The sequence below is a fragment of the Sphingobacterium deserti genome, from assembly GCF_000757725.1.
Taxonomy (GTDB): Bacteria; Bacteroidota; Bacteroidia; order Sphingobacteriales; family Sphingobacteriaceae; genus Sphingobacterium; species Sphingobacterium deserti.
Genome location: NZ_JJMU01000037.1, coordinates 1 through 12,711 on the forward strand (window position 1 = coordinate 1; position 12,711 = coordinate 12,711).

Below are 12,711 nucleotides of genomic sequence, written 5' to 3' on the forward strand. Positions count from 1 at the left end.
ATCTACATATTGCAAAGCTTTCGAGGCGACATTTCGTTTAATAATGGGAAGAAGTGATAAAATAAAAAATATCTGAACTTCTCGCACTACTTGATACGCATTACGCAATACTCCTTCAAATGCGACATGTCGTTTGATAATGGTTAGAAGCGATAAAATGTAGAATACCTTTCGCATTACGCGCTACACATTACTCAATACCAATCCCAGTCCACCTCCCTTCCGTCCTTCGCCAGGACAGGGCAATACTTTTGAGGGGCAAAAGTATTCAAAACCCCGTCGCTTACTTTTGTTGCATCCCTTTTGGATAGTGCAGAGGCAAATGACTACAGGCGCAACAAAACTGATGCGACATTTCGTTTAACAATGGAAAGAAGCAATAAAGTATGGGAAACTTAAACTTCTCGCAATACACAATACGCATTACGCAATACTCCTTCAAATGCGACATTTCCCGTTGATAACGGTGGGAAGCAATGCATTGAAAAGTCCGTTTCGCATTACGCACTACTCGCTACGCATTACGCTATACCAAAAAAAAAGCTGCACCATTTTTCATGATGCAGCTTTTTTTATTCTATCAGATGATTTACATTGCTTCCGCAACAACTTCTTCTACTTCTGGAACCATACGTTTCAAGAGGCCTTCGATACCAGCTTTCAAGGTCACTGTGGAAGATGGACATCCACTACATGATCCGCGAAGTTCTACCGTCACAATACCATTTTCAAAGGCTTTGTAAGCAATAGCTCCACCATCTTGCTCAACAGCCGGACGCACATAGTCGTGCAAAACTTGCTGTATCTTCACTTCGACCTCCGTACCTTCAAAATCTAAATCTTCTGTATGCTCAATCGGTTTTACCGCAAGCTCAGATTCCACCGCACCTTTGACAAAGTCTTTCAGTAGCGCTTCAATGTCGGACCAATCTACGCCTTCCGTCTTTGTAATTGTCACAAAATTACTTGCGAAAAATACACCATCTACAAAATTGAACTTAAAGAGCTCTCTTGCGAAATCTGACTCCTGCGCTTTCTCCCGGTTTGGATAATCCAGACTGCCATTAATAAGCAGTTTGTTTACCAAAAACTTCATGGTTGAAGGATTGGGGGTAGATTCTGTATATACGTTAATCGTTGCCATATTTTCAAATTATTGTACAAAGATACATCAAAAAGTAAATCAAGCCAGTCATCTTCAAGTCAAAGCTTAAAGACCAACACCGGTGTAATTACTTGGGGAAATCGCCTTTATTTCGTTCTTAACGTCTTCTGATACATTTAAGCCATCTACAAATACAGCAATTGTTTCTTGCGTGACGTGAGTATTCGTGCGCGTCAAATCTTTAAGTGCTTCGTAAGGTTTTGGATAGCCTTCGCGACGTAACACTGTTTGGATAGCTTCAGCTACGACAGCCCAATTATTTTCCAAATCAGCCTGTAGTACAGACTCGTTTAAGATCAGTTTTCTCAATCCGCGTAGGGTCGACTTGATCGCGATAAGCGTATGTGCCATAGGTACACCTATATTACGCAATACCGTAGAGTCCGTAAGGTCACGCTGCAAGCGGGAGATTGGAAGCTTCGCTGCTAAATGCTCAAATAAAGCATTTGCTAGACCCAGGTTTCCTTCAGCATTTTCAAAATCGATCGGATTCACTTTATGTGGCATGGCGGAGGAACCAATTTGACCTGCCGTAATTTTTTGTTTGAAGTACTCCATAGAGATATAGGTCCATACATCACGACAGAGGTCAATAATGATATTGTTTACTCGCTTAAAAGCGTCACAGCTGGCGGCAAAATTATCATAATGTTCTATTTGTGTGGTCGTTTGCGACCGTGATAGACCTAGGGTCTCGTTGACAAATTTATTTCCAAAAGCTACCCAATCCGTTTCGCTATAGGCTACATGGTGTGCATTGAAGTTGCCGGTAGCGCCGCCAAATTTCGCCGAATAAGGTATTTCCGTCAAAGAATCAATCTGTTTTTCCATCCGTTCGATAAAAACCTTAAACTCTTTGCCTAAGCGCGTCGGGGAGGCAGGCTGGCCATGCGTTCTCGCCAACATCGGGACTTCCGCCCATTGATCTGCAAGGGATCTTAGTTCTTCCAACAGCTCAGTTACAGCGGGTAAATAAACGTTATTGATTGCCTCTTTCCAAGAGTAAGGAATGGCTGTGTTGTTGATATCTTGTGATGTCAAGCCGAAGTGGATAAATTCGAGCGAATCATGCAGACCAAGCTTTTCAAACTCATGTTTTATAAAATACTCTACGGCCTTTACATCATGGTTGGTAACCTTCTCTTGGTCTTTTATCCATTGCGCATCTTGTAAAGAGAAATTTCGGTATAATTCACGAAGCCGGTCATTCAAAGATCCGTCGAAATGCGCCAATTGTGGGATGCCCGATTGGGAAAGGGCAATAAAATACTCGATCTCTACTAGTACGCGGTATTTGATCAATGCAAATTCCGAGAAATGCTCGGATAGTTCTTGGGTTGCGTTATGGTAACGACCGTCAATAGGGCTGACAGCTGTTAATGGTGATAAACTCATGTGCAAATTAAAATAAAATAATAACTCGTATGCATCTGTTGTGGCGGTCAAAAAAGGATATCATTCGCTTTTTAGAATACCGGATGGCTATTCGACAAAAATACAAAAACTAACGGAGAAGCAAGGCCGTGAATACCTATAAAAAGAAAAGGCCCACAACAAGTTGTGAGCCTTCGTATTTTCTGAATACGTTTCGGATTACTGAACGTTTTTCAAAGAGTCAGCGATTGAATCACCAGTAGTTTTTACTGAATCAGCAACGTTGTTCAAAGAATCAGCAACAGAGTCAGTAGAGTGCTCTACTTCAGTAGCTAATGAATCAGTAGCTTGCTCAGATTTAGTTTCTGCACCACCACATGAAGCGAAAGCGATAGTTAAAGCTAAACCTAAAAATCCGAATTTGAATAAATTTTTCATCTTTTAATCTTCTATTTTAATTGAAACAAATTTGTTTATTTATCCTTTTATACCGGTAACCTAAAAAGGTAACCCCACTTTTAGAAAAAAAACAAAAAAAAGTAAAACAATTTGATTTCCACCTTTTTAACGTGTTTTTATTAGCTAAAAGCCGGGGCAAATATAAGACTGTTTTGCTGAATTGCAACAAGAAAAAACAATTTTTATAAAAAAAATGTTACAACTATATATCAATACCTTGTTAGAGCATGATAAAGAAGCTTAAAAACATCATTCAATTATTGCGTACTGTTGATTTGGAACAGATCGAGAAGTTGTCGCAAAAAGTTGATTTGCCGTCGGTTATGAAGGCAGTGTCCAAAATGGAGGATAACCAATTAAAGGGTTTAATGAAAATGTTAACAAGCTCTGGTAAAAAACGCGAGGCTCCACCGATTAACGCAGATTTTTATGCTGTAGAAGCAAAGCTTTCACCTGAAGATCGCGCGCTACAGCTTCGTGTGCGGGAGTTTCTCGAAACTGAGATTAAACCTATTGTCAATAAATATTGGTTGCATGATGATTTTCCCTTTGAAATTATACCGAAGCTGGCAGCATTGAACGTTTGTGGGTATGTATATGAAGGTTACGGATGTGCGGGTGGATCCTCCTTAATGGATGGCATTATCGCAGCGGAGTTTGGAAGAATAGATCCATCTATCGCTACGTTTCTAGGTGTTCAGAGTGGTTTGGCAATGGGCTCTATTTATCTATGCGGATCGGAAGAGCAAAAACAGGAGTGGCTTCCCCAGATGCAGAAACTCGAGAAAATAGGAGCCTTTGGGCTGACCGAACCCGAAGTGGGATCGGCAACCGCCGGTGGTCTTACGACCACATGCCGCAAAACAGAAAACGGATGGGTCCTCAATGGTCAGAAGAAGTGGATAGGCAATTCTACTTTTTCAGATATTACCATCATCTGGGCTAGAGACTTAGACGATGGTCAGGTGAAAGGCTTTATCGTTCGTAAAGAAAATCCTGGATTTATGGTGGATAAGATCAAGGGAAAGATGGCGCTAAGGATTGTTCAGAATGGGTTGATTACCCTAACCGATTGTGTTGTGCCGGAATCAGATCGCCTTCCATTGGCTAATAGTTTTAAAGATACCGCTAAAGTCTTGCAAATGACGCGCGCAGGTGTAGCCTGGATGGCTGTGGGCTGTGCCCGTGGAGCCTATGAAAATGCGTTGGAATATACGTTTCAACGGAAGCAGTTTGGAAAGCCTATTGCTTCCTTTCAGCTCATACAAAACCATCTCGTGGAGATGTTGTCAAATTTAACGGCTATGCAAACTTTGGTATTCCGTCTGTCAGAATTGCAAGACGAAGGTAAGCTGAAAGACGAACATGCCTCACTGGCTAAAGTATTTTGTACGCTCCGAACGCGTGACATCGTTTCTCGAGCGCGAGAGGTGATGGGGGGTAACGGTATCTTGCTAGAATATAACGTAGCGCGTTTTCTGGCAGATGCAGAGGCTATCTATTCATATGAAGGAACTAAGGAAATTAACTCTTTGATCGTGGGACGAAGTATAACAGGGTTTAGTGCTTTTGTATAAGGTGTCCAAACATCGTCTTCCTATGATGAGCACAATCATTGCCCTTGGTATTATATTTGTTACAACAGAGCCAGAAAGGATAAATAAATATTCGTAAAACTAACATTACTACACATGGTCACTAAACACATTTTATTAAGCGCTTCAGCACTGATGCTATGCTCGGTTACGTTCGGGCAGATCAGGATCAACACCAAATCGGTTGGGGCAGCAGCAAAAGCAGTGAAGGCTGTTACATTATCCAACGAAGATGTTATAGCGTACACGAAAGAATACGTGGAATGGATGGATGAGAACAATCCAGTCGCCCCGGCTGATGACGAATTTGCCGTTCGTCTGAAAAAGCTTACGGCAAACTTGCAAAATTACGATGGTTTAAAGTTAAATTATAAAGTCTATTTAGTTCGAGACGTTAATGCCTTTGCCTGTGCTGATGGCAGTGTTAGAGTTTGTGCCGGATTGATGGAGGCCATGAGTGATAATGAAGTATTGGGCGTAATAGGTCATGAAATCGGACATGTTAAGAACACGGATTCACGTGACGCTTTTAAATCTGCCTTAATGACCTCTGCATTGAAAGAGGGTGTTTCTTCCCAAGGCGGAACGGCAGCAGCCTTGACTGATTCGCAATTGGGGGAACTGGGTGAGCAAGTCGCCAATATGAGTTTTTCTAGAAAGCAGGAAAGTGTCGCTGATGATTATGGATACAAATTTTTAAAGGATAACAACGTCAATCCTTGGTATATGTCGATGGCGTTTGAGCGTTTGGTGGACATGTCGGGTGGTGCATCAGACGGCGGATTGGCGAAAAAATTATTTTCATCACATCCAGATACACAGAAACGCGTAGATGAGATGGCCAAGAGGGCAGCTAAAGATGGGTTCGAAAAGCCAGCGAAATAATTGGCAGAAAATAGCCACAAAACATAAAAAGCTCGGATATTTCCGAGCTTTTTATGTTTTACTAAAGTGATCTTATTTTTTCTTCTGCTGCGTAGCTTGTTGTTGACGCATCATTTCTTCCATTTTTTGTTGGAATGATGATTTCTTCTGCACTTTCGGATTTTTCTTATTCGACTCAATCTTCGCTAAGATCTTATCATCATCCAAAAACTGACGGATAATGACCTGCGTTAAGAAAGTGAATACTGCTGCAAGGAAGTAGTAGTAGTTCAGCCCCGCAGGGAAGTTGTTTAAGACAAAGAAGAAAATCAATGGCATGATATACCCAATATATTTCATTTGGTTATTCGCCGCCCCCGAGGTCGCATTATTGTACCAGGTTGTCAATAATGTGGTTAAGGTCATCAACACACACATCAAAGAAATATGGTTGATTCCGAATATTGCGGGGAAGGTGATCGGCGCATCATACGTTGATAAGTCTTGTATCCATAAGAAACTCTCTCCACGTAGCTCGAACAGATTTGGAAAGAAGAAGAAAAAGGCAAGGGTGAACGGCATCTGCAAAACAAGCGGTAAACAACCACCCAGCGGGTTTACACCAGCCTGTTTGTACAATTTCATTTGCTCTTGCTGTAAAAGCATAGGATTGTCTTCGCCAACTTTTTCTTTTATTTCATCCAATTGTGGCTTTAATACGCGCATTTTGGCCATTGACTGATAAGATTTATAGGTCAACGGGAACAATACACCCTTCAGGAAGATGGTTAAGATCAAGATGATGATACCGTAGCTCAATGCAAACCCATCTAGAAAATCAAAGATAGGAACGGTAATAAATTTGTTGATCCAACCCATTGGTCCCCAACCCATATTAATAATCTGTTGGAAATCATTTCCGTGGGCTTTCAGCACTTTGTATTTGTTAGGACCGAAGAAAAAGTTAAACGAATACTGATTATCTTTCTGCGCTGCAAATTCAAGATCGGCAGATGCTTTGTAGCGTTTAACGATATACGGCGCTGCATCGGCGCTGACGGCCAACTCTGTGTTATTAAGCGGTTGGTTGGAGGTCAATACGGCGGAAAAGAAGTGCTGTTTGAATGCAATCCAGTTAAGTTTGTTTTCTGGCTTTTCGGTATCGTCACTCGTTTCAGATAGGTGATCTACGCCGCCTGCGACCTCTTTGTAAAAGATTGTTGACTTTTCACGTTCTGACTTGCCATTAAGCTCTTTCTGTAACAAAGCACTTTCCCAATTCAGCGCAATGCTGCGAGTTTTTACATCCATTAGGTTTTGAATACCTACCGCTTTTACATCTAGTCCTAAACTATAGTCATTGCCTTTGATAGAGTAGGTGTACTCTAAATACTGTGTTGGGCTGTAGTTTAAACGAAAGCTGACAGATTGCGCGTTCTCTCCTGTTACTGTAGCGTTACCGCCCTGTGGGGTAAAGTTAAGTTCGCTTGTATTGATGTTTTCCCCATTTGCTTTGAACAGCAATCCGAATGAATTGTGATTCTCATCCAATACCATTAAGGGCTTACCATCATAGTTGGTTTCATCTTTAAGTTCTACAGATTTTACCTGTCCGCCTTTTGAGCTTATTTTGGCTATAATTTTTTCGTTCTCTAACGTGACGATTTGTTCTTCGCCCAAGCGAGCAGTGCCAAAAGGCTTGCCTAATACGGCCGAAGAATCGACGGCGGTTGCTGCAACAACTTTGTTGGTGTCAGCCAACGGCGTTAATCCGTCTTTCGCTCTTTTAATTGAATCTTGGAGTTTTTGTTCCTGTTTCAATTCTTGTTCAGAAGGTTTCATCAAATAAAATGAACCTGCAAGAATTCCAAAAATCAGCACTAATCCAATTAGGGTATTTCTATCCATTTCTACTATTTTAATTTTCAAATTCAAAACCGCTCGTTTCTAGCCTTTTTTATTGGCTAAAGAAGCGGCTACAAAGCTAACAAAAAGTGGGTGAGGATTTGCTACGGTCGACTTTAATTCTGGATGAAATTGTCCCGCAACAAAGAACGGATGATTTTTAAGTTCTACAATTTCCACCAATCCCGTTTTTGGATTTATCCCCGAGGCGATCATACCGGCCTCTTCATATTGTTTTAAATAGTCGTTATTAAATTCATAACGGTGTCTGTGGCGTTCAGAAATTTTCGACTTACCATATACGGCGTAGGCTTTTGATCCTTTTTTGATTTCACAATCGTAGGCTCCAAGACGCATCGTTCCGCCCATGTTTTTGATCGTTTTCTGCTCTTCCATCAGGTTGATCACCGGGTGAGCGGTCTTCTCATCCATTTCAAAACTATTAGCACCTTTAAGACCCAGTACATTTCTGCCAAATTCGATGACCGAACATTGCATACCCAAACAGATACCGAAGAAAGGAATTTTGTTTTCCCGAACGTAGCGTATCGCAGCAAGTTTTCCTTCCAGACCACGCTCTCCAAAACCCGGCGCAACCAATACACCTTGCAAATCTTTGAGCTTATCTTTCACGTTTTCCGCATCAATACTTTCCGCAGCGATATATTTCACTTTAACCTTCGTTTCGTTTATTGCGCCTGCATGAATGAAGGCTTCCGTAATCGATTTGTAGGCATCTGGAAGTTCTACATATTTACCAACTAACCCGATCTGGATTTCGTTTGTCGGATTTTTTAGTTTGCCCAAGAAGGCTTTCCAGCTGTCAAGATTGGGCTCTTGCTTTGTCGAGAGTTTAAGTTTTGTTAGCGCAGTTTTATCCAGTTGCTCACGGAGCATATTTAATGGAACGTCATAAATCGTAGGTGCATCAATGGATTCAACCACGGCGTTGATGTTCACGTTACAAAATTGCGCTAGTTTTTTGCGGATATCCTGCGTTAGTTTGTGTTCGGTACGACAAACAAGAATATCGGGTTGAATACCATATTCCAGCAGTGTTTTTACAGAGTGCTGTGTGGGCTTTGTCTTCAACTCTCCCGCGGCTGCTAAATAAGGTACCAACGTCAGGTGGATCACTAAGGAATCGCTATTGCCCAGTTCCCAACGGAGCTGCCTCACAGCTTCAATAAAAGGTAAAGACTCGATGTCGCCCACGGTTCCGCCCAGTTCGGTGATTACAATATCGTATTCGCCTGTTTGGCCAAGTAGTTGCATACGACGTTTGATCTCATCGGTGATGTGTGGGACTACCTGTACCGTTTTTCCCAAATAAGCACCAGCACGCTCTTGTTCGATCACATGTTGGTAAATACGTCCTGTTGTTACGTTGTTTGCTTGCGAAGTTGCTACGTTTAAAAAACGCTCGTAGTGCCCCAAATCCAAGTCGGTTTCAGCTCCATCTTCAGTGACATAGCATTCTCCATGTTCATAGGGATTTAGTGTTCCTGGATCGATGTTGATGTAGGGGTCAAACTTTTGGATGGTTACTTTAAAACCGCGTGCTTGAAGAAGTTTGGCGAGCGATGCCGCAACAATGCCTTTTCCCAACGACGAGGTTACGCCGCCCGTAACGAAGATATATTTACTCATAGCAATAATGGAATTTCAACTATTTTGAACCGAAAAAATGGTTCTAAATCTGCTTTATGTACGGGATACAAAGATAAGGTTTTTTGCAGACTAACCGAAATTAAAAATATGGTTTATCCAGGTTTGACTATTATGTAAATACTATGTGTTCGAATCCTCGCGCAGAATTTTTACACTATTTTGGACGTATTGGTGTTGGGTGATTATACCCGTTTCTTCAAGGAGTGATATGTTTAGAGAAGGGTCTTGGAGATTTAAGAAGAATGGGAAATGCCGAATTTTAATAGCCGTTTGCCAGTGGTTAAATCCTACTATGCAAACGGCTATCTATTTTATTTTAATGAGCGTAATAGCTGTATGGTGGCTGCGTCGAAATCTGATTCGCCGAAGAGCGAAACGCCAGCCGCGCCGTTATCTTTTGCAAGCTGTATGCCCGATCTTAATTCATCCAGGTTTTTAAAGTCAGGAAGGTAAAGTCCGGCATACAATGGGAATTTTCCTTGTAGACTTTTTACACCCTCATCTACCGCAGTACCAATCCAGTGGATAGGCTCTTTGTAAAAGCCGTGATAAATCATAGGGAAGATACCGGAAAGATTCCAACTCGGCCAGTCTTGGCGCACAATGCGACGAGCCAGGTCGGGTGTCGGGAAGACGGCTGCGGTCACTGGCTTTTTATACTCCTGTGCTGCCGCACAGATTTGGTTTACCACTTTGGTGATCTGGCCATATCGGAACGATCGCCAGGATAGGCTTTGTTCTGGGCGCTCGACTTTATCGATGTCGATACCTGTTTCCTTTAGAAATGCCGCTTTGCTGAATTTGCTGTAGCAAAAGTCATAGTCCGCTAGCTCGGTAGATTGGTCAAGGTTGTAGTTTTGCCAAAGGTTGATGGGCAATACGACATCGGGATAGCGTATATAGTCCAGATGCAGACCGTCCACATCTTCTCTGCTCAGTTGTTCACGAGCCCTGTCTTCCAGGTATTTCGGCACATCCGGATGGGACGGGCATAGGAACCGGTAATAGCCAACGTACGGCGGGTTCGTGGCGCAAGATTTACCCGAACGACTTACAGCATAATAGTCTGGGTGCTGCTCCAGTAATTCTTTTTCACCACGATTCATTGTCCACATCCAGCGGTGTGTTTCTAGTCCATGTTCTTTTGCTAACTGGAAATGACGTTTGCTATAATCTTCAAAGAAAATACCACGAACGCCAGCCTCACGGTAGCTTTTGTAGCGTTTTTTTAGCTGTGCTTCAGTTTCCTTTCCATTCGGCCGGGCCCAAAGCCAAAAATCGAACAAAAGAGGTTGCTTATCAAGGACTGGCGCGGCGTGCGCCGTTGTATTGCCAAGTTGCAAGGCAGCTAGACCTACGCCTGCGGCTTTCAAAAAATTTCTTCTGCTATTCATAGTGTGTATGGTAATTTCCGTGATTGTCAAGCGTGATGCTGAATTTCTTCTCGTTATCGACTACTGTCAGTTTATAAAAGGATTTAGCGGTATTAAAAATAAAAGAACATTTGTGGTTTCCTGTAGCTCCTTGAAGAATGTCTTTGTATTTAGGCAAGGCCTCTATCGTTGTAGCATATTTATGATGTGTGCGGTAGTAAGCTTGCTGTAGGTAAAATATGTTCCATGCGAGTCGTTCCGCCTCATCTGTTTTAGGAGGCGTGGCGTTTGGTTGTGCTTCTTCCACAAATTTGAGATATCCCCAACGCTCTGGGTGGTGCATGTTGACTACACCTATTGGCGACCATACCCAGTTGTCTTCGGGAACGAATTTATCGTCAGATTTTTTTCGTTGATACCTGCCATTAATAAGTTCATGTTGCCACTGCACCCGGGAAAAATTTACGCGCCAATAGCTATCCACTTTAGGCGTGGCTTTACCGGCGAAAGTATGTAGGGAACGGAACGGGATAGCCATTTCAACTGCCCAGTAATGGTCTTCGTCACGGGCATCATTAAGCGTGCCTTCGATATGCACTGCGCTCTTCAAGCCTTTTACGTCCCAGTGCATAAGTGCATCGCCGCCTAGTCGGTAGGCTTTGGGCATCATCAAATCCATAATGGTATTTAGCGCGTTTACCTCAATTTCATAATAGAACGATTGTTGCTCAAACGGTTTGATAAATACTTCAAAATCATTGTTATGATAGATAATAGCATCCGGTTCGGTGATATCTCCCCAAATATGCGGTTCATCTAATTTTGCATAGATATATAGGTTTTCATCATCCCATAGCATTTTTGCTTTCGTAAGCAACTTCGGGCTAGGTTTAAATTCACCCTCTATATCTGTGAATGCAGATGTCCACGCTGCTTCTGCCCAGGCCGATTCGTTTGCCCGTCCGTCTATCTCGATTGGTGTATTGATCTTTTTTGCGGCATATACTAAAGGGGTAGATTGCATTTGTGATACCTGCTCTTGCCGTTGAGCGTGAGCCGATGGCATAGATAGGGTGATGTAGCTGATAGCAAAGAGGGATACGTATCTCATGATTATAAAAGATGAAAATACGTAATTGTGTTTACGAATGCGTATTGTAACACAAATTTTGTAAAAGCTAGCCGATAGGCGGAAATTGATTGTGTTGGCTAGAACGGTGGCCTTTCTGAGCGGTAAGAAGGGAATAATAAAAAAGCTTCCATCGTGCACGATGGAAGCTTTTTTATATCTCTGTGAAGAAGTAAGCGGAAATTAAACGCGTCTTGTTTTGATACGAGCAGCTTTACCAGTAAGGCCACGCAAGTAGAATAATTTTGCACGACGTACTTTACCGAAGCTATTTACTTCAATTTTTTGAATGTTTGGCGAGTTTACAGGGAAAATACGTTCAACACCAATGCCGTTAGACATTTTACGAACGGTAAAAGTAGCGTTTGCACCTTCGCTGTTTAATTGGATAACTACACCTTGGTACACCTGAACACGCTCTTTATTTCCTTCGCGAATTTTATAATGAACGCTGATGGTATCTCCGGCTTTGAAAGCGGGATTCTCATTTTTTACTACCGCTTGTTCTTCTACAAATTTTACTAAATCCATGATTTCGAGTAATTATTAACGATTTATATCCTGTAAAAATCGGACTGCAATATTACAGCTTTTTTTTAATATAAAAAAATACTTTTCAAATAATCTTAGCACTCTTTTACAAGTGCGTGCAAAGGTAGTAAATATTTGCAAGGATAATCTTGTTTTTTTACTTTTTTTATGATGGTTTAGAATCGTGGTGATTAGCGAGCATAAAGAATATCTGCCAATCAATGAGCATATTAGGTGTTGAGGATAAAAAAATGCTTGACAGAACTGAATTATGCTGTATATTTGTGCCACACAAAACAAAGGTGATACCTTTTCGGGGTGTAGCGTAGCCCGGTATCGCGCCACATTTGGGATGTGGAGGTCGTAGGTTCGAATCCTGCCACCCCGACAGAAAAAGCTCGACGAAAGTCGGGCTTTTTCTGTTATTAGGGGTTGGCTGATGAGAACCGGGGTTCGATCCGCAGGAGCTTTAGGGCTGGGTCTGGGGCTTTGCGGGGCTAAAGCAATCCTGCCACCCCGACAACACTTACGACAAGTAAGGTCAAAAACCCGTAGATCTCACGATTAAGCGGGTTTTTTTATTTTTTCGAAGCAGAATCCTGCAAACAATATCAATAAAAATGTGAGCAATTAGGTGAGTAAATT

General features: G+C 42.0%; 10 protein-coding genes and 1 tRNA gene. 3 read left to right on the forward strand and 8 right to left on the reverse strand.

What is annotated here, in order from left to right:
* Positions 1 to 589 precede the first annotated feature (589 nt).
* The 3 genes from DI53_RS11710 to DI53_RS11720 all read right to left on the reverse strand — a co-directional run bounded on the left by DI53_RS11710 (position 590) and on the right by DI53_RS11720 (position 2,977).
* Positions 590 to 1,144: a NifU family protein gene (locus DI53_RS11710; protein ID WP_037499537.1), complete on the reverse strand. Its 555-nt coding sequence runs from the start codon at positions 1,142 to 1,144 to the stop codon at positions 590 to 592.
* Between the two features lie 66 nt (positions 1,145 to 1,210).
* Entirely contained in the window at positions 1,211 to 2,560 is a 1,350-nt protein-coding gene (gene purB / locus DI53_RS11715) for an adenylosuccinate lyase (RefSeq protein ID WP_037499539.1), read from the reverse strand.
* A 198-nt stretch (positions 2,561 to 2,758) separates the two neighbouring features.
* A complete protein-coding gene (locus DI53_RS11720; protein WP_037499541.1) occupies positions 2,759 to 2,977 on the reverse strand; it encodes a hypothetical protein in 219 nt (72 codons plus the stop codon).
* A gap of 248 nt (positions 2,978 to 3,225) precedes the next feature.
* On the opposite strand from DI53_RS11720, the gene DI53_RS11725 reads away from it, so the two are divergent.
* Both DI53_RS11725 and DI53_RS11730 read left to right on the forward strand, forming a co-directional pair.
* Positions 3,226 to 4,575: an acyl-CoA dehydrogenase family protein gene (locus DI53_RS11725; protein ID WP_037499543.1), complete on the forward strand. Its 1,350-nt coding sequence runs from the start codon at positions 3,226 to 3,228 to the stop codon at positions 4,573 to 4,575.
* A 114-nt stretch (positions 4,576 to 4,689) separates the two neighbouring features.
* A complete protein-coding gene (locus DI53_RS11730) occupies positions 4,690 to 5,478 on the forward strand; it encodes a M48 family metallopeptidase (protein WP_037499545.1) in 789 nt (262 codons plus the stop codon).
* A 72-nt stretch (positions 5,479 to 5,550) separates the two neighbouring features.
* Here the strand turns inward: DI53_RS11730 and yidC are convergent, their stop codons facing one another.
* The 5 genes from yidC to rplS form a co-directional block, all read right to left on the reverse strand.
* On the reverse strand, positions 5,551 to 7,365 hold the full coding sequence (gene yidC / locus DI53_RS11735) for a membrane protein insertase YidC (RefSeq protein WP_037499548.1): 1,815 nt from the start codon (positions 7,363 to 7,365) through the stop codon (positions 5,551 to 5,553).
* 39 nt (positions 7,366 to 7,404) lie between these two features.
* Positions 7,405 to 9,012 (reverse strand): CTP synthase, encoded by a 1,608-nt coding sequence (locus DI53_RS11740; RefSeq protein ID WP_037499551.1) that lies wholly within the window; start codon positions 9,010 to 9,012, stop codon positions 7,405 to 7,407.
* Positions 9,013 to 9,344: 332 nt separating this feature from the next.
* Positions 9,345 to 10,427 carry a family 10 glycosylhydrolase gene (locus DI53_RS11745; RefSeq protein WP_037499554.1) on the reverse strand — a complete coding sequence of 361 codons (1,083 nt, stop codon included), beginning with the start codon at positions 10,425 to 10,427 and terminating at the stop codon, positions 9,345 to 9,347.
* Positions 10,420 to 11,517: a carbohydrate-binding family 9-like protein gene (locus DI53_RS11750; protein ID WP_071790484.1), complete on the reverse strand. Its 1,098-nt coding sequence runs from the start codon at positions 11,515 to 11,517 to the stop codon at positions 10,420 to 10,422. Before DI53_RS11750 ends, DI53_RS11745 begins: the two co-directional genes overlap by 8 nt.
* Before the next feature lie 201 nt (positions 11,518 to 11,718).
* Positions 11,719 to 12,066, reverse strand: coding sequence for a 50S ribosomal protein L19 (gene rplS, locus DI53_RS11755; RefSeq protein ID WP_037499556.1), 348 nt, complete (start codon positions 12,064 to 12,066; stop codon positions 11,719 to 11,721).
* A gap of 314 nt (positions 12,067 to 12,380) precedes the next feature.
* Between rplS and DI53_RS11760 the strand changes: the two genes are divergently transcribed.
* A tRNA-Pro gene (locus DI53_RS11760) sits at positions 12,381 to 12,454 on the forward strand.
* Positions 12,455 to 12,711 lie beyond the last annotated feature (257 nt).

Excerpts from the sequence above, each read along its gene's own strand:
- DI53_RS11710 (WP_037499537.1), bottom strand. The coding sequence starts at position 1,144 with ATGGCAACGATTAACGTATATACAGAATCTACCCCCAATCCTTCAACC.
- purB (WP_037499539.1), bottom strand. The coding sequence starts at position 2,560 with ATGAGTTTATCACCATTAACAGCTGTCAGCCCTATTGACGGTCGTTAC.
- DI53_RS11720 (WP_037499541.1), bottom strand. The coding sequence starts at position 2,977 with ATGAAAAATTTATTCAAATTCGGATTTTTAGGTTTAGCTTTAACTATC.
- DI53_RS11725 (WP_037499543.1), top strand. The coding sequence starts at position 3,226 with ATGATAAAGAAGCTTAAAAACATCATTCAATTATTGCGTACTGTTGAT.
- DI53_RS11730 (WP_037499545.1), top strand. The coding sequence starts at position 4,690 with ATGGTCACTAAACACATTTTATTAAGCGCTTCAGCACTGATGCTATGC.
- yidC (WP_037499548.1), bottom strand. The coding sequence starts at position 7,365 with ATGGATAGAAATACCCTAATTGGATTAGTGCTGATTTTTGGAATTCTT.
- DI53_RS11740 (WP_037499551.1), bottom strand. The coding sequence starts at position 9,012 with ATGAGTAAATATATCTTCGTTACGGGCGGCGTAACCTCGTCGTTGGGA.
- DI53_RS11745 (WP_037499554.1), bottom strand. The coding sequence starts at position 10,427 with ATGAATAGCAGAAGAAATTTTTTGAAAGCCGCAGGCGTAGGTCTAGCT.
- DI53_RS11750 (WP_071790484.1), bottom strand. The coding sequence starts at position 11,517 with ATGAGATACGTATCCCTCTTTGCTATCAGCTACATCACCCTATCTATG.
- rplS (WP_037499556.1), bottom strand. The coding sequence starts at position 12,066 with ATGGATTTAGTAAAATTTGTAGAAGAACAAGCGGTAGTAAAAAATGAG.